15 protein-coding genes and 1 other annotated feature (1 of these 16 cut by a window edge) are annotated in these 16,537 nt (G+C 46.9%); of the genes, 11 read left to right on the top strand and 4 right to left on the bottom strand.

The annotated features are described in order from the left end of the window. Positions 1–251 (top strand) — a binding site (T-box leader) (it extends 17 nt beyond the left edge of the window). Between the two features lie 75 nt (positions 252–326). Then, positions 327–1,319, top strand: coding sequence for a tryptophan--tRNA ligase (trpS, locus tag F0220_RS25110; RefSeq protein ID WP_105601323.1), 993 nt, complete (start codon positions 327–329; stop codon positions 1,317–1,319). 114 nt (positions 1,320–1,433) lie between these two features. Here trpS and F0220_RS25105 read toward each other — a convergent pair whose 3' ends face one another. After that, a complete protein-coding gene (locus F0220_RS25105) occupies positions 1,434–1,634 on the bottom strand; it encodes a hypothetical protein (protein ID WP_017692385.1) in 201 nt (66 codons plus the stop codon). Between the two features lie 120 nt (positions 1,635–1,754). Here F0220_RS25105 and F0220_RS25100 point away from each other — a divergent pair, with 120 nt between their 5' ends. After that, entirely contained in the window at positions 1,755–1,973 is a 219-nt protein-coding gene (locus F0220_RS25100) for an alpha/beta-type small acid-soluble spore protein (protein WP_017692386.1), read from the top strand. Between the two features lie 116 nt (positions 1,974–2,089). On the opposite strand, the gene F0220_RS25095 is transcribed toward F0220_RS25100, so the two are convergent. After that, a complete protein-coding gene (locus F0220_RS25095) occupies positions 2,090–3,070 on the bottom strand; it encodes a metal-dependent hydrolase (RefSeq protein ID WP_036605731.1) in 981 nt (326 codons plus the stop codon). Positions 3,071–3,506: 436 nt separating this feature from the next. Between F0220_RS25095 and F0220_RS25090 the strand changes: the two genes are divergently transcribed. Continuing rightward, a complete protein-coding gene (locus F0220_RS25090; RefSeq protein ID WP_105601322.1) occupies positions 3,507–4,118 on the top strand; it encodes an SCO family protein in 612 nt (203 codons plus the stop codon). A gap of 75 nt (positions 4,119–4,193) precedes the next feature. Here F0220_RS25090 and F0220_RS25085 read toward each other — a convergent pair whose 3' ends face one another. Both F0220_RS25085 and F0220_RS25080 read right to left on the bottom strand, forming a co-directional pair. Next, positions 4,194–4,541 carry a toprim domain-containing protein gene (locus tag F0220_RS25085; protein ID WP_091020792.1) on the bottom strand — a complete coding sequence of 116 codons (348 nt, stop codon included), beginning with the start codon at positions 4,539–4,541 and terminating at the stop codon, positions 4,194–4,196. A gap of 521 nt (positions 4,542–5,062) precedes the next feature. Further along, positions 5,063–6,238 (bottom strand): MFS transporter, encoded by a 1,176-nt coding sequence (locus tag F0220_RS25080; protein ID WP_091020793.1) that lies wholly within the window; start codon positions 6,236–6,238, stop codon positions 5,063–5,065. A gap of 190 nt (positions 6,239–6,428) precedes the next feature. Between F0220_RS25080 and F0220_RS25075 the strand changes: the two genes are divergently transcribed. From F0220_RS25075 to F0220_RS25040, 8 genes are all read left to right on the top strand, one after another. Further along, positions 6,429–6,911 carry an ATPase gene (locus F0220_RS25075; protein ID WP_174806458.1) on the top strand — a complete coding sequence of 161 codons (483 nt, stop codon included), beginning with the start codon at positions 6,429–6,431 and terminating at the stop codon, positions 6,909–6,911. 18 nt (positions 6,912–6,929) lie between these two features. Further along, positions 6,930–8,075, top strand: a complete 1,146-nt coding sequence (locus tag F0220_RS25070; RefSeq protein WP_105601320.1) for a transglutaminase domain-containing protein — start codon at positions 6,930–6,932, stop codon at positions 8,073–8,075. A 105-nt stretch (positions 8,076–8,180) separates the two neighbouring features. Next, positions 8,181–10,217, top strand: a complete 2,037-nt coding sequence (locus F0220_RS25065) for a peptidoglycan D,D-transpeptidase FtsI family protein (RefSeq protein ID WP_105601318.1) — start codon at positions 8,181–8,183, stop codon at positions 10,215–10,217. Positions 10,218–10,610: 393 nt separating this feature from the next. Next, the gene (locus F0220_RS25060; RefSeq protein WP_181155554.1) at positions 10,611–12,560 is read left to right on the top strand and encodes a peptidoglycan D,D-transpeptidase FtsI family protein; all 1,950 of its coding nucleotides are present in this window, start codon (positions 10,611–10,613) and stop codon (positions 12,558–12,560) included. Between the two features lie 248 nt (positions 12,561–12,808). Then, positions 12,809–13,753 carry a metal ABC transporter solute-binding protein, Zn/Mn family gene (locus tag F0220_RS25055; protein WP_105601315.1) on the top strand — a complete coding sequence of 315 codons (945 nt, stop codon included), beginning with the start codon at positions 12,809–12,811 and terminating at the stop codon, positions 13,751–13,753. A 31-nt stretch (positions 13,754–13,784) separates the two neighbouring features. Beyond that, positions 13,785–14,606: a metal ABC transporter ATP-binding protein gene (locus F0220_RS25050; protein WP_223199773.1), complete on the top strand. Its 822-nt coding sequence runs from the start codon at positions 13,785–13,787 to the stop codon at positions 14,604–14,606. A 3-nt stretch (positions 14,607–14,609) separates the two neighbouring features. Then, positions 14,610–15,569, top strand: a complete 960-nt coding sequence (locus F0220_RS25045; RefSeq protein ID WP_091020798.1) for a metal ABC transporter permease — start codon at positions 14,610–14,612, stop codon at positions 15,567–15,569. Beyond that, complete coding sequence (locus tag F0220_RS25040) at positions 15,569–16,441, top strand: metal ABC transporter permease (RefSeq protein WP_047841304.1); 873 nt, start codon at positions 15,569–15,571, stop codon at positions 16,439–16,441. The genes F0220_RS25045 and F0220_RS25040 overlap by 1 nt, the downstream gene beginning before the upstream one ends. Positions 16,442–16,537: the final 96 nt, after the last annotated feature.

Raw genomic sequence — 16,537 nt, 5'->3', positions numbered from 1 at the left:
GATAAGTAGGCCAAGAGAATCCTCTTCAGAAAGCCGGTGGTTGATGTGAACCGGTGTGAGCTCTGTACCGAATGGACCCTTGAGTGTAGGTTTGAACAGGTTAAGCCGGAGATGGGCTTGCCCCACTAGAGTCTGCCGTTTAATCCACGTTACGGAACAATGAAGGCATTTCTTCGGCTTGACTTGATTCAGAGTCAGGAGCAATAGAAGAAAAGCGAATAAGGGTGGCACCACGGTCTCACGTCCCTTGCGGATGTGGGGCCTTTTTGCGTTCGCAGAGAATGGCAGGAGTTTTTTTATATACAATCAGGGAGGCGTTATGTGTAATGAAAACAGTACTTTCAGGTATTCAACCGAGCGGCAAGCTCACATTAGGTAATTATATTGGTGCAATCAAAAATTTTGTGAAACTTCAGCATGACTATCAATGTCATTTCATGGTGGTTGATCTTCATGCCGTCACCGTGGCTCAGGAGCCAGCAGCATTGCGCGAACAGTCGGAAGCAGTAGCTGCACTGTTTATTGCAGCAGGTATTGATCCGTCGAAATCTAACGTATTTCTGCAGTCCCATGTACCGCAGCACGCGGAATTGGGCTGGTTGATGACAACGCTGACCTCCATGGGTGAGCTTGAACGCATGACTCAGTTTAAGGATAAATCATCCGGTAAAGATTCCGTTGGTGCTGGACTGTTTGTGTATCCATCATTAATGGCGGCTGATATTTTGTTATACAATGCTGACCTTGTACCCGTAGGTGAGGATCAGAAGCAACATCTGGAACTGACACGTGATCTGGCAGGACGTTTTAACCACCGTTATGGGGAGTACTTCACCATTCCAGATCCGTATATCCCACAGGTAGGTGCACGGGTAATGTCACTTGATGATGCCTCTTCGAAAATGAGCAAAAGTAACCCTAACGCTGGCAGTTATATTGCCCTGCTGGATCCGCCAGATGTGATTCGCAAAAAAATCAGTCGAGCCACTACAGATTCGGGACGTGAAGTCGTATATGATCCGGCAAACAAACCGGAAGTCAGCAATCTGATGAGTATCTACGCTGAATGTGCAGGTATGACGCTTAAAGAAGTAGCTGAGCGTTATGAAGGCAAGATGTACGGTCCGTTCAAAAAAGAACTGGCTGAAGTGGTTGTGTCTGTTATTGAACCCCTGCAACAACGTTATAATGAGATTCGCGAGTCTGGCGAATTGGCGGATGTTCTGGATACGTCAGCCCGCCGTGCAGAAGAAGTTGCAGCTCAAACGTTGGATGCAGTGAAAGAACGTATGGGATTTGTCCCGAGACGTAAACATTAGTCCTGAACAATATAATCATTTCACGCAATGAATAGTTAACATGAATAAAGAGGAGCCCTATTGAAGGACTCCTCTTTATTTGTGCGTTCATTATTGAACTATCAAATGACCTGCTCAAGAAGTGGGCTCTGAAGCAGCCGAGCGAACTTCCTGACGTTCTTTTTTGGCGCGAATCACAAATCCCCAGCCAATGTTGGCAATGGACAGGACAAACAGTAGTGCAGCAAACCAACCGGAGTAGGAGATCATAATTGCAGAAACCGTTAACAAAATAATCGAAGAGAATGCGAACCATAAAGACAAGCCTTTACTCATTGGGAAAAACCTCCATCTACAAATTTAGTAAAACTCCGTATAACCTGTAGCCTACGAGCCATAATAATCTTGCAAGCTTGCAATTACATTACAGACACAGATTGAAGGGAGATTATAAATATGGCTCAAGGATCTCGTTCTAACAACTTGGTGGTACCTCAGGCAAATTCAGCACTGCAACAATTGAAAATCGAGGCTGCACAGGAACTGGGTGTAACTATCCCACAAGACGGTTACTATGGTAACTACACTTCCCGTGAAACAGGATCTTTGGGTGGATATATCACCAAACGTCTGGTACAAATCGCTGAGCAGTCTCTGGCTGGGTCTGGCAAATAATTTATTTTAACCAACAGCAACAAAACAGGATAAACAGAAAGCCCGGAGCGGAAACGCTCCGGGCTTTCTCGCGTATCAGTTCCTATGTCTGATTGTGCCTTGCCATGCTCACTTCGTCAAGGGCGTGCAGATAAAAGTTTTTTATCCATTTTCTCATCGCTTAACCAGCCTACATACGTATCAATCGTCTCAAAATTCCGATCCATCACAATTACAGCGACAAATGGATATTGTTTTCGGTGTCGATAACGTACATCTGCCCAACGGACCTTGTAACCGGCAGGCAGTTCTTCAACCTCTGCCACCGCATAGGAGGTGAAATAGAGGAAGGCACTGACTTCCGGTGATTTGCGTGAAGCAGCAACGGCCGCATGAGTAGAAGACGAGGCGTGCAGACTCCATACCAGATTAGAACCATCCATTTTACCGATCACATAACTGCCGTCCTCAACTCGTTTAACCACATGCCAGCGGTTCCAGGATATCGTTGGAATGACGATGTATCTTGCCTGCTCTGGGCTGTTGTCGAGACGTCTAACTTTTCTGACTGCTTGTGCACGAGCAATCGTTCGCCATATATAATATAAACCGGTCAAACTATACAACGTAACGAAGAGTGGTGCAGGGGCGATCAGATCAAAGGCCCATAACAAGATAGCTATGACATGTGTAGTGAATAGAAACGGATCAAAAATATGAATGATGTTCCAGGCGATCCAGCGTTCCGTGAAAGGCCGGGCGGCTTGGGTTCCATAGGTGTTGAACAGATCGGTGAATACGTGAAAGCCTACGGCCACAGCTGTCCAGGTGGCAACGTGTCCAATAGGGACACCAGGGAATATCAGTGCAATGACGCCTGTGATGAGCAAAACCCATAACAGGAGAAATGGCAGAGAGTGTGACAAGCCCCGATGATTCCGAATGTAAAGCGAATTGCTTTTGAGACGTAACGCAGTATCGATGTCAGGGGCCTGGGAACCGGCGATCGTGCCAACCATTACCGCAGCTGCAAGCATGGGACTAGCCGCGACAACAGGGTCGACATAAGCCAGACCGGCTAAACCAATCCCCATGACAAAATGTGTAGAGGTATCCATAAACGTCTCCTTTGTGTGGTGTATCGTTCTAAGGCATATTACTTCTCTATCTAGGTGATACCCATATATAGTGTATAATATCCGTCTGTCAGGATGCAAAACATCCCTAATTTCAAAGTTATGACAATTTCCTGTGACATACCCAATAAATGTACGTAGTTTGTCAAACTATTTTGGCAGTTCCTATGATAAACTTTATATCGGATACAGTGAGAAAAAGCGCCAGAGAACTTACGATACTATTCGAATGATATACAACACTAAAATAATTTATGGGCATTGTTCCTTTTAACCGTTACAATAATATAGAATCTCATAATAAGTAGGTTTCTTTGAATACATATGTCACAGTAGATGGATGAAGCGAAACAAACGTGATTTTCGGTTCACATATGTATGCGTATTCATAAGAGAAGATACAGAAGGGACGAGGAAGATGCTGAAAAAGTACAAATGGACATGGATACTGCTCGGGCTCGCACTGATAATGGCTGTGTATCTAATGTGGGGCACCGTATTTGCCAGTAAGGAAAAATTACCCGAGATTCGTGAAATCCAATCCTTTTCCATGGAAAATGTAGATGGCAGTACGGTATCACTGGAGGATACTCAAGGGAAAGTCCGATTGTTCTACTTTTATTTCACCAGTTGTCCGGATGTCTGCCCGATTACGACGTTTACGTTATCTCAGGTGCAGGATCTGTTGAAAGAGGACGACACCTTCGGTAAAGATGTCTCATTTGTATCCATTTCATTCGACCCGAAAGTCGATACAAGAGAGAAGATTAAGACGTTTGCGGACCGCTTCCACGCGGATTATTCCGGATGGTACTTCTTGCGAGGGGATATGGACAAAACCAAACAGTTGGCCAGGGATTCATTCCAGATCCTAATCGATGGGGAGAGTAAGGATGATTTTGCCCATATGAACATGATTGGTCTGGTGGATCAGAATAACCAGCTGCGCAAGGTATATAACGCATTTAATACAGAGGACGTTGTGCCTGCTGTCATTGCCGAGGATATTCGCAATCTGATCAAGGAATAATCATCTGATCATCATACTGAAAAGGCTGCCTTCAGGTTGGATATCAACCCAAAGGCAGCCTTTTGGTATTTCATTTTAATAGGAAGGATGTTCAGGGTATTGGATGTATGTCTCTAACCCGGCTTTCTCCAGCTGGGCAATGATATACTCATCAGGTGTTCCTTCCACACCCGCATATCCTCGTCGTGTATACATCTGTACTGCATCCGGGAAAGCATCCCGAAGCACACCTCTAATTTTTTTGCCGGAACTGTCATTATCCATAAATAAATAAACTTCATCATATCCGACTTGTTTGCGCAATGTCTCCAGCTTAAGTGAATTAAGCGTTCCAAACGTACATAGAATGTTGATTTCGGGTCCAACCAAACGTTTCAGTTTGCTTCGATCATTCTTACCTTCCACAATGACATGAATAGGCATGATATTCACCTCTTGTTCGAGAGCTTATGTCGACATTCCCCGGGAAATGTTGCAGCGAAAATCGACTGATTATATAAAATGGACTCCTTTCTTTACACTGTTCACCACGCGACAGGAGCACCTTTGATTTCTAAATTCTTTTTCACATACATCAGGAATTAATTCTGATCAGTAGTGGCCGTTACGGTTACGGATCGTTCCTTCGATCGCTGTTGTCTCCAAATTTCTGATTAATTTTTTAAAGGTTGAAATATGGAGACAAAGGCGAACGCTACCGCTTCTTCAAAATCGATTCCGTCCCCTTCACTACTTCCAATGATCGTCCATACCTAATGATGCTTTAAAGAAAAAGATGAAATCTTAAAGACGGCGCTGAGGATCACTAGGCCGCTCCGTTCGTGTGTGTAAAACGTTAGTCCATTTTATATAGTTTAGCTGTAAATGGGGGAATGATGCAAAGCTAATGAAAATACAGGCCTAATTGCTGTCATAACGGTAGGGAAGAAGAGCTTGATACAGGCCTAATTTAATATACTTTTGGGATCGGTGAGGGATGCTTCGCGTCTGGATGTATAGTATGGAAGCAGTAGCATACCAATCATTAACAAAAGAAACGCGATGAAATAGGGTGACAACCCGACACGAAGTTGCCCGGCTGTGATGGGGCCGATGAAAGAGCCGATGGAGGTGGCAATGGATTGCAGCGAGAAAATGCGGCCCAACTTGCTTCCTCCGCTCAGCCGGATAAATAGGGTTGCCATAGCTGGAAAGATGATGCCTTTGGACATCCCAAGTACAAATAATACAGTGGACAAGGGAACTTGTGGAATGGCTGCCATCACAAAAAAAGACAAGGACATTAACAGCACGCCCGCAACCAGACGCAGTTTGGGGGAATACCGGTTGAGAAATAACATGCTGAGGGTGAAGAGTGCCCCAATACTGATTATAGAGAACAGCAGTCCGGTAGACATGATGGACGATTGTCCTCCGCCCCGCAGGGGTAATTCGAAGAAGAGAATTCCTTGGGCACAGGCAATCACCAGAGGCAAGGCAAAGTATCGCCAGGACACCGGCAGGAATGCACTTGTGGCATCTGCTGGTGAAACGTCAGGTTTGGCAGGTTCAGTCACTCTCTCATGCTGCTTGACGATGCCACGGGGCATCGTCATGAAAGCAATCACACCTGTAAGAATGAGCAAGTAACCCAAGCCTGAGAAGGTAGCAGAGAATCCCATGGAACCCACAATGATCGCACCGGCTGCTGGTGATACCACAGACGCGAGTGTATGCACTACCCCGTGACCCGACATATACTTCCCCTGTTTCACCGGATCACTGGATAACTGTGCAAGCAGGGCGAGACATGCAGGAGACAGGAAGGCCAGTACAAACCCACTGATGGAACGCAGAGCAAGCAGTTGCCATGGTGTTTGGACATAGGCTTGCAGGAGCAGGATGAATCCTGCACCGAGCAGACTGAATACAATGTAGCGGCGACTGCCATGTTTATCGATTTGTGTTCCAGCAATCAGATTGCCAGGAAGATGCGTTAAGGAATAGATACCCATCATCCAGCCAATGAAAGTAGGGGCGGCTCCCAGCGAGATGGCAAAAGGGGTCAGAATGGGATACTGGGCGTGCAAATCAAATACGGCAAGGAACAAAAACAGGTATAGCCAGATGGCCGTTTTCACATAAGCCCCTCCTTGTTAAGCGATGCATGTTCAAACTACAGGTCTTGAACGTGTTCCCCGTTCGCCCGGCAGAACCTCATGGTACTACTTGTACGCCCGGCGGGACGAACTTAGACCGTTTATTTTTAAGGGGGAGGGCTTAGCTGACAGCAGCTTCGGAAATCATGTATAATATTCGGGAGTGTTACGAATGAATTCTAATACGGAAGGTGTAGTCATGAACATAGAAGTAATCAAAGAGTTTGTGATGCAGAACTGGCTGGTGATCGTGGTTGCATTGATCATATTGTTCTTTGTTCTGAATGTGGTCAAAACCGTATTGAAATGGGCGATTGCCATCATCATTATTGCGGCTCTACTGATATACAGCGGCATCTCCATTGATCAGATCAAACAGACAGTGACAGACGTACAATCCAGCACGATGGACACATTGAAGAAGGAAGCAACCAGCATGATGCTCAAGGAGGCTTCCAAAGCGAAATACGTCAAAGGACAGGATGGAGCGTTCACCATCACAAGTCCCAATGTGGAGATTAAGGGTAGAACTCAATCGGATAAAGTTGATGTGACCTTCCGCGGAATTTCACTTGGCGAATGGAAACTCGACAATGAAACTATACGTACGTTTGTCGAACAGGCACAGGAGAACAAAACAGCACCAGCATCGTAGTAAAGGGGGAATCGGTACGTGCTGCAGAATTGGCTGGACAGCCTGAAGGAATTGAATGGCATCACGATTATGCTGTTGCTGATTGTGGCTGCTTCATTATTGCAGGGGTGGTCCAGAGGGGCTTCGCGTTCAGCAGGCAGACTCTTTGGGTTCCTGATGGATGGCATTATGGCGGTCATTGGTATTCTGTTGTCGATCGGTTTAACGTTGTGGCTTGCGCCATATGTACAGCAGTGGCTGTCTGAGTATGCTTCAGCCATGCCTAACCGTGAGTTGAACCGGTGGGAACAGATGTATTATACGTTGGTTACGGCGATTGCAGATTTTCCGCTGATGCGGTTCGCTGTATTATTTGTACTTAGCTATGGACTCATCCGACTGATTCTCGGGTTTCTCTCTTCAGTTATTTTTAGCAGCAGGCAGAGGTCAGCCGAGGAAAGTGCGCCCAAAGGTATGTTTAGTCGGTTGACGGGTGCATTCATTGGCACGATCATAGGCTCCGTCCGTGGAATGATTGTCATCGCAGTTTTGTTCATGATTGTCAGCCTTTACCCTGGGAGCATGTTCAGCCGTTATGTGGAAGCATCTCCGATCTATATGCAAGGGGCCAAATCGGTTATCGAACCTTTGTCCGGCACGTTCATTAAGGACAAGCTACCCGTATTCACGCAGGCTGTGCAGAAGGAACTGGGCGGCATCCTGCAACGCAAATATGAAGTCATCGACCACAATATTCCGACGGATATTGAATCTGCAGCCAGTGAGATTGTCAAAGGCCAATCGACAGATGAAGTCAAAGCAAAAGCGCTATATGACTGGGTAGGTTCACGTATTCAGTATGACTATGGTAAAGTGGATGACTATGAGCAAAAGGGCATATGGCATGAACAAAATCCACAGAATACATTTGATACACGCAAAGGCGTATGTATTGATTATGCCCGTCTTTATGCCGTGATGGCCCGTTCACAAGGACTTGAAGTCAAAGTGGTTACAGGGCTTGGTTATAACGGCCAAGGAGGGTACGGTCCACATGCGTGGAATGAGGTGTATTTGAGTGATTCCGAGAGCTGGGTTCCGCTTGACCCGACATGGGCGATCAGTGGAGACTGGTTTAATCCTCCGAATTTTGCCGACACCCATCTAAAGGATCAATCAGCTTAGCAATACAACGGACATGGGTCCGGAATATGACGACGTTGCCAGGTTATCATGCCGCGAAGAATCAGATTGAGCGGTATGCATCAAGTCATGAAAGAGGTAGGATGGATGAAAAAGCATTCCAATGAGAAGGATGAACTTACGGACAAACGGCGCTTCAGTTACCGAATGAACGTATTTTTCTTCGCTTCCTTTGTTATTTTTAGCGTTATTATTGTACGCTTGGCCTTTTTACAATTTGTCGAAGGGCCTGAGCTTAGTCAGGAAGAAGCAAGTAACATTACCAAGGATGTACCACTTCCTCCTGTGAGAGGCACGATTTATGATTCCACAGGTGAGGTGAAGTTGGCTTACTCCAAGCCCATTCAGTCTCTCTACTTGACGCTTTATAAAAACTATGGAGATGTTGAGGGGAAACCGAGTCCTAACATAGGGGAAGTGCAGGATATTGCAACCCGGTTGCATGATGTGTTTGAACAGTACAAGCTGAAGGATTCAGAGTCACTTACGGTGGAACAAATTATTGAAGAGATGGACTTGAACTCCCGCAAAGCGAACGGTTTTATGCCTCGTCTGATCAAGAGTGATCTGTCCGAGGAAGAAGTTGCTTATTTCCTACAGCACAAGGACGAGTTCAAAGGTATTCAGATCGTCGAGGAGAGTGTGCGATTCTACGATCCGGATACGGTAGCTGTTCAGACCATCGGTTATCTGAAGAAGTTCAGAAGTTCGAAGTCCTTGAACAAATACAAAGAGGTGGACGAGGCCAATAAAACGCAAACGGATCCGGGCCTGGTGTATACGGAAAATGAGTTTGTAGGCTTTGATGGACTGGAACTGCAATATCAGGATGCTCTCCGGGGCAAAAGCGGATATACATCCGTTGATGTTGATTTGCGTAACTTGCCTGAAGGTGTGGCTGGTTCTACCCCGCCGCAGAAAGGGTACGACCTGATTTCCAGCATTAACAAAAACGTTCAGGTGAAAACAGAACAGGCCATTCTGGATCAGTTGAGTTGGCTTCATCGGAATCAGGTTTCCGGTCGATTACATCCGAATGCCAAGACCGGATTTGCAGTTGCGATGGAAGTGGATACCGGGAAAATCGTATCTGCTGCCAGTATGCCAGATTATGATACCAACATCTGGAGAACAGGCAGTATCACAAATGATCAGTATGATGATATCAAATATGTGTATCAAAATGGTACGATTCGTTCATTCCCTCCCGATGACTCTAAAAAGCGAGCTGAATCGATCGTGCTACTCGGTTCCACCATCAAACCGCTTAGTGTCTTGATCGGTTTAAAAGAAGGTTTCTTCACTACCAATACAGTTTATTCGGATAGAGGTTCAACGACCTTTGGTGGGGACAATCGTAGAGTTCAGAACTCATCCGGGCATGTGTATGGTGCAATGTATCCTCGTGATGCGATTCGTCATTCCTCGAACGTATTCATGATTGATGAGATTGGGAAGAAGATGTACTCAAAATATGGTGCGACCGGAATTGACAAATGGGATGAATACATGAAGCAGTTCGGCCTTGGAGTATCTACAGGGGTTGATCTGCCGAATGAATTCCTGGGTATACGGGATTACATGAACGACACGGAAAGTTCGTTGACTCGTCTCGTGTATGGTTCCTTTGGACAGCAGGGAAAATACACAACCATGCAGTTAGCACAGTACACGACAATGCTGGCGAACAAAGGAAAGCGGATGGAGCCACAACTGGTTAGAGAGTTCCGGGATTCGGAAGGCAACGTAGTCGAGAAAGTAAAACCGAAGGTACTGAGCACGGTAGAGTTTAACGATGCCTACTGGAATGAAGTACAACGAGGTATGGCAACCGAGGTATCTGCATTTAGCGGATTCCCTTATGACTTTGCCAGAAAAACAGGGACATCGACACAGGTAGTAGGCGGTAAACTGGTGGATAATGGTGTATTTATCGCCTATGCACCACGTAATAATCCAAAGCTTGCTGTCGCTGTGGTTATCCCCGAAGGGGGCTTTGGATCGAGCAGTGCGGCTCCGGTTGCACGTGCGATCTTCGATGCCTATGACGAGGAATTTGGTCTCGACGGTGTACCGAAGAAAGACAAAAATAAAGATTCAGATTCGGAATCAGGCACACAGTAATGTGAGGCATTGGTTACAGAGGGGACCCTTCGTGGGTCCTCTTTTTTGTTTTACGTGGAAAATGATCGTAAGAGTGAACTAATTAGTTGCATTAATATGTAACCATATGAGCTGTACCACGTTTATATAAGGGAAGGGTAACGTGATCCGGAGAACGGGATAACGTTGATATGTCAGTGTTTACATTGGAATCGGTAGATGGGGTAGTGTAACGGTTCTGTTTACGAAAATGTAACCAAATATTGAAAGACGTGACAGCTAACCTTTGGTAGACTTGTATGAGATAGGATTAAATAGGGAATTGAACGCGTTCACAATACGGATTAAATATTTTATTTTTATAGAGGAACGGGAGAGGCTTAAAATATGTTTAACCGATTGAGGAAGAAACCCATGACTGAGGAAGATACACCCGTCAACAAGCCTTCCACCGCAAGGCTGAATCTGTTTTTTTTCGCGGCATTTGTCATATTCAGTATCCTTATTTTCAGATTAGCTTTTGTGCAGTTTGTGGAGGGTCCTGAGCTGACGTATATGGAAACGAGTCGTAATACCAAAGACATTCCACTCGCACCTGTTCGTGGTCCCATCTATGATGCGACAGGGGAAGTCGCGCTCGCTTATTCCGAACCTGTACAGTCCCTCTATGTGTTGTTGTATGAGGATTATCGGAATGATGAACGTAGACAGGAAGCAGAGGAACTGGCTCATGATCTGGCGGCTGTGTTTAAGCAGTTTAATCCAGGGGACAAAGAGCAGCCGGACGCGGAAGAGATCATCAAACGATTGGATCTGGATTACCAGAAAACGTTCGGGTATGTGCCGAGGCTTGTGAAGTCGGATCTGTCGACCAAAGAAATTGCCTTTTTCATGGAGAAAAAAGCAGATTATCCAGGGGTTATGGTGCTGGAAGAAAACATAAGAAAATATGACCCGGATGGTGTAGCCGTTCAGGTTGTGGGTTACACAAGAGAGTTCAAGCGAGCACCAGATTCCATTGCCAAATATAAGGCCATCCGCGAGGGGGCAAGTACTCAGCGTGATCCTGGTCTTGTGTACCATGAAGAAGAGAAGGTTGGCTTCGATGGATTGGAGCTCCAATACCAGGAGGAACTTCGTGGACGAAGCGGCTACCAGTCCATTGATATTGACGCACGTAATCTGCCAGATGGAACGATGTTACAAACACCACCGGAGAAAGGCTACAGTCTGGTTTCCACCATTAACAAGGAAATTCAGATGGCCGCACAAGAGGCGATAACGGACGAATTGCGCAGGCTGCCCAAGGCAATTACAGGATACGCAGTAGCCATGGAAGTGGATACAGGAAATGTGGTAGCCATGGCAAGTATGCCGGATTATGATCCGAACGATTGGGATTATGACAAAATCAAATATGTGTTCCGGAACGGAACCACCGAGTCGTTCCCACCGAATGATGACAAGCCTAGTCGGGCGGAATCCGTTGTACTTCTTGGATCGGTAATCAAGCCGCTAAGTGTGCTTATTGGATTAAAAGAGGGATTATTTACAGCAGGAGAGACCTATCACGATCAGGGATATGCGGTTTTGGGGAAAGACGGACGACAAGTGAAGAACTCGCATTCTGCTTATAATGGTTCTATTACGGCGAGAAGAGCGATTGAGAAATCCTCCAATGCCTTCATGATTGATATGGTGGGTAAACGTTTGTTACGTAATTATGGCTCAGAGAAAGGCATCGATGTCTGGCACAAACACATGCAGGAATTTGGCTTGGGTGTGTCCACTGGTGTAGATCTGCCTAATGAATTTCTGGGTAGGCTAGAATATACTAATAAAGACGAATCAGCTCTAACACGTTTGGCATTTGCCTCGTTTGGACAGCAAGCCAAGTACACCACGATGCAACTCGCCCAATACACGACCATGCTTGCCAATAAGGGCAAACGGATGGAACCACATCTGGTGAAGGAAATCCGTGATGCGGACGGCAATGTGGTGAAAGAGATCAAACCTAAGGTGCTCAATGAAGTTGATTTTGCCGATGCGCACTGGAATGAAGTTCATAAAGGAATGGTTACCAAAGTAAGTTCATTTGACGGTTTCCCTTACGATTATGCCCGGAAAACAGGAACATCAGAACAGGGGACCGGACCTAACAAAAAAGAGAATGGTGTATTTATTGCCTTTGCACCACGAGATAATCCGAAGCTTGCTGTCGCTGTTGTTGTACCAGAAGGTGGATTCGGGTCAGTCAGTGCTTCACCGATAGCACGGAAAATTTTCGATGCATATGATGAAGTGTATGGTCTCGATGGAACGCCGAAAGGTAAGAAAGACGAAGGGAAAGACAAAGAGTAATGCAAAGAATATCGCAAAGAATATCGTGTGAATTAGCTCTTTTAACATCGTAACCAAAAGGTTCATGAAGTGAATTAAATGTATATTTGGACAGGCAGGGGAAATAATCCCTTGCCTTTTTTTTTGGCTTCGGATAAAATTTGCACAAGGGAAACATTATTAGCCTTGATTAAAATTTAATACCTTGTACAACAAAATTAGATGTAGACAAGTATTTTAGGAGAGGGAAGGGGACGGTTGAATTGTTAATGGTGAAAATGAGGAGTATTCAGAGGGGGTTCATTACGCTAGCCGCTCTGGTTCTGGTTGTTATACTTACGGCATGTTCCAGTGATGCAGAGACGAGCAGTGGTGGCAAGCTACAAGTAACCGCTACAACGGGAATGATCGCTGACGTAGCACGTGAGGTAGGCGGGGCATATGTTGATGTTACCGGGCTCATGGGCCCGGGCGTTGACCCTCACTTGTACAAGGCATCCCAAGGTGATATTCGCAAGTTGGAACAAGCAAAAGTTATTTTCTATAATGGACTGCATCTCGAAGGCAAAATGACAGACATTTTGGAGAAAATGTCATCAAGCAAGCTGGTTACTGCTGTTACAGAGACTATTCCAATCGAGGAGTTACACTCAGGCAAAGATACAGGCGGCACCGAATATGACCCACACGTCTGGTTTAACGTCAGCCACTGGATGCATGCGGCAGAAGCCGTACGCGATACGCTCGTGGAGGCGGACCCGGATCATGCGGAAGAATACAAGGCTCAGGCAGAGGCATACCTGGCGAAGCTCAAAGATCTGGATGCCGAGGTACGTGAGAAGATTCTGGAGATTCCGGAAGCAAGCCGGGTATTGGTTACGGCGCATGATGCATTTGGATATTTCGGTCAGGCTTATGGCATGAAAGTGATGGGGCTTCAGGGCATCAGTACAGCAGCCGAATACGGTGCAAAAGATGTTAGCGAACTGAGGGATTATCTCGTAGATAACCATATCAAAGCCGTATTTGTTGAATCGAGTGTGCCTGCAAAAGCGATGGAAGCCATCATTGCCGGAGCAGCTCAAAAAGGACATACGGTCACCATTGGTGGAGAACTGTTCTCGGATGCCATGGGAGCTGAGGGAACGGAAGAAGGCACATACATCGGTATGATTCGCCACAATGTTGAGACGATTGTAGAAGCTCTGAAATAATGAATCACATGAAGAGAGGAGTTACAGGATTATGGAAGATACAACTTTATTGGAACAAACTCCTACGAAACTGAACAATAGTCACTTGCAGGGAACGCAGCCTACGTCGGCTCCTCTTAGTGTGAGGGATCTGGCCGTTGCCTATCACAAAAAGCCGGTGCTTAGCAGCGTATCCTTCGATATCCCGGAAGGACAGCTCATCGGTATTCTTGGCCCAAATGGCGCAGGGAAATCAACACTGATCAAAGCCGTTCTGGGACTAGTACCGAAGATGCATGGAGAGGTACGGATCTTCGGACAATCGTACCGGGAACAACGTCGCCGCATCGGTTATGTGCCACAACGGGAATCGGTGGACTGGGATTTTCCAACGCATGCACTTGATGTGGTGATGATGGGACGGTATGGTCATCTGGGCTGGTTCCGTCGTCCGGGGAAAAAGGAGCGGGACCTGGCGGCACACTGCCTGGAGCAAGTCGGCATGGGCGATTACAAGTACCGCCAGATCAGTCAGCTGTCCGGTGGACAGCAGCAACGTGTCTTTCTGGCACGGGCACTCGTGCAAGACGCAGATCTGTATTTCATGGATGAGCCATTTGCAGGTGTGGATGCCACCACAGAGAAAGCGATCATTTCGCTTTTGGAACAGTTGAAGAAACAAGGCAAGACGGTACTGGTTGTTCACCATGATCTGGCGACAGTCGAGGAATACTTCGACCATGTGCTACTGCTCAATGGACGACTGGTGGCAGGTGGACCAACAAGTGAAGTATTTGTACCGGATACACTGCAAGAGACGTACGGAGGCCGGATTGCGATGATCGGAAGCCGGACGGAGAAAGGCCAGGTGTAGTGCATGTGGAACTGGATCGTTGCCATCTTATCTGACCCCAATACACGTTGGATATTGCTCGGCTGTCTGTTGTTAGGATTCAGTAGCGGAATTATTGGCTCCTTCACCTTTCTTCGTAAACAGAGCCTGATGGGGGACACCCTTGCTCATGCTGCTCTGCCTGGGATCTGTATTGCATTTATGTTGACGGAAACGAAGTCGGTCGGATTATTCCTGTTCGGTGCTCTGGTGGCTGGCATTGTCGCTACCTTCGGAATCTCGTGGATTACACGCTACTCCCGAATCAAGCAGGATGCGGCGATGGGAATTGTGCTTACCGTCTTTTTCGGGGTTGGTGTAGTGATGCTGACGCGCATCCAGCATGGGGCGAGTGGAAGCCAAAGCGGACTTGATAAATATTTGTTTGGGCAGGCGGCATCCATGGTCATGACGGATGTGTATGTTATGGGAGGCGTATGTCTAGTATTACTGATTGCATGTCTTGCCTGGTTCAAGGAATTCAAACTGGTGAGTTTTGACCCGGGATTTGCACGTGGTATGGGACTGCCAGTTGCGATGTTGGAGCAGCTCATTTTGCTCTTAACGGTAATCGCGGTGGTTGCCGGGATTCAGGCCGTTGGTGTGGTGCTTGTTGCAGCCTTGCTGGTAACTCCAGCAGCAGCGGCACGTTGCTGGACCGACTCACTTGCACTGATGGTGGTGTTGGCAGGCATATTTGGTGCATTGAGCGGTGCAACAGGCACCATCTTCAGTACGCTTGTACCTAATCTGCCAACAGGACCTGTAACCGTTCTTGCGGCTACGGCATTGTTTGCTGGATCAGCCTTGCTGGCTCCGCGTCGTGGATTATTAGCTCGACGGTTGCGCAGTATTCAGGCAAAGTCGGCGTATATGCGTGAAGAGCGGGCTACACTTCAGACTCTCGCCATACAGCGAAATCAGCAGGAACGGGGGGAGATGTAATGGCAACGTTTTGGATTATCTTGACGGCCGTATTGGTATCTTCCGCCTGCGCCATCCTCGGTTGTTTTTTGATTCTGCGGCGAATGGCTCTGGTCGGTGATGCGATTAGCCATGCGGTTCTCCCCGGCATTGCGATTGCTTTCCTGTGGAGTGGTTCCAGGGATTCCTTGTGGATGCTACTTGGTGCAACGGTGTTTGGACTACTGACGGTGTTCTTCATACAGAGTTTGCAGGCGGGAGGACTCTCGTCTGATGCCTCAATCGGAATTGTGTTTACTGCACTCTTCGCAGTAGGTGTCATTCTGATTAGTCTGAATGCCCAGCATATTGATCTGGATCTGGACTGTGTTTTGTTCGGTGAGATCGCTTATGTACAGTGGGATACACTAACCCTTGGAGGTACGGATGTCGGGCCGAGGGCGGTCTGGATGCTGGGTATTACTTTGCTGGTCATCCTTGTCGTCATTGGGCTGTTCTACAAACAGTTTAAGCTATGTGCCTTCGATCCGGCGCTGGCTGCAGCCTGCGGCATTCCAGTAGTGCTGTTCCACTATCTGCTCATGGGACTCGTTTCGATGACGTCCGTAGCTTCATTTGAAAGTGTTGGTTCGATTCTCGTGGTGGGTATGCTGATTGTACCTGCGGCAACGGCTTACCTGCTCACAGATCGTCTGGGCAAAATGATTCTGTATGCCGTCCTGATCGGAGCAGCATCCTCGGTTGGAGGTTACATCATGGCATATGCCCTGGATGCTTCCATCGCGGGCTGCATGGTAGCTGTTGCTGGAATTTTGTTTGTTCTTGCACTGCTGTTGTCACCGAAACATGGCATCGTATTCCGTTACGCTCGTCGCAAATTCGCGGCACGTTAATTCATAGAGATTGTTAGCCGCCTGCTTTGCAGGCGGTTTTTTTGATTGGATTGTAAACGAAGAAAAATTCAATAGAAGCCCCTCCTGCTGGAGTGA

This window comes from Paenibacillus sp. 37 (genome assembly GCF_008386395.1).
GTDB classification, from domain to species: domain Bacteria; phylum Bacillota; class Bacilli; order Paenibacillales; family Paenibacillaceae; genus Paenibacillus; species Paenibacillus amylolyticus_B.
Note: the sequence above shows the minus strand (reverse complement) of the source record. Positions and strands in the feature narration are given on the sequence as shown.

Bases quoted from the DNA above. Each gene is read 5' to 3' on its own strand.
- trpS (WP_105601323.1), top strand. From the start codon at position 327: ATGAAAACAGTACTTTCAGGTATTCAACCGAGCGGCAAGCTCACATTA.
- F0220_RS25105 (WP_017692385.1), bottom strand. From the start codon at position 1,634: ATGAGTAAAGGCTTGTCTTTATGGTTCGCATTCTCTTCGATTATTTTG.
- F0220_RS25100 (WP_017692386.1), top strand. From the start codon at position 1,755: ATGGCTCAAGGATCTCGTTCTAACAACTTGGTGGTACCTCAGGCAAAT.
- F0220_RS25095 (WP_036605731.1), bottom strand. From the start codon at position 3,070: ATGGATACCTCTACACATTTTGTCATGGGGATTGGTTTAGCCGGTCTG.
- F0220_RS25090 (WP_105601322.1), top strand. From the start codon at position 3,507: ATGCTGAAAAAGTACAAATGGACATGGATACTGCTCGGGCTCGCACTG.
- F0220_RS25085 (WP_091020792.1), bottom strand. From the start codon at position 4,541: ATGCCTATTCATGTCATTGTGGAAGGTAAGAATGATCGAAGCAAACTG.
- F0220_RS25075 (WP_174806458.1), top strand. From the start codon at position 6,429: ATGAATTCTAATACGGAAGGTGTAGTCATGAACATAGAAGTAATCAAA.
- F0220_RS25065 (WP_105601318.1), top strand. From the start codon at position 8,181: ATGAAAAAGCATTCCAATGAGAAGGATGAACTTACGGACAAACGGCGC.
- F0220_RS25060 (WP_181155554.1), top strand. From the start codon at position 10,611: ATGACTGAGGAAGATACACCCGTCAACAAGCCTTCCACCGCAAGGCTG.
- F0220_RS25055 (WP_105601315.1), top strand. From the start codon at position 12,809: ATGGTGAAAATGAGGAGTATTCAGAGGGGGTTCATTACGCTAGCCGCT.
- F0220_RS25050 (WP_223199773.1), top strand. From the start codon at position 13,785: ATGGAAGATACAACTTTATTGGAACAAACTCCTACGAAACTGAACAAT.
- F0220_RS25045 (WP_091020798.1), top strand. From the start codon at position 14,610: ATGTGGAACTGGATCGTTGCCATCTTATCTGACCCCAATACACGTTGG.
- F0220_RS25040 (WP_047841304.1), top strand. From the start codon at position 15,569: ATGGCAACGTTTTGGATTATCTTGACGGCCGTATTGGTATCTTCCGCC.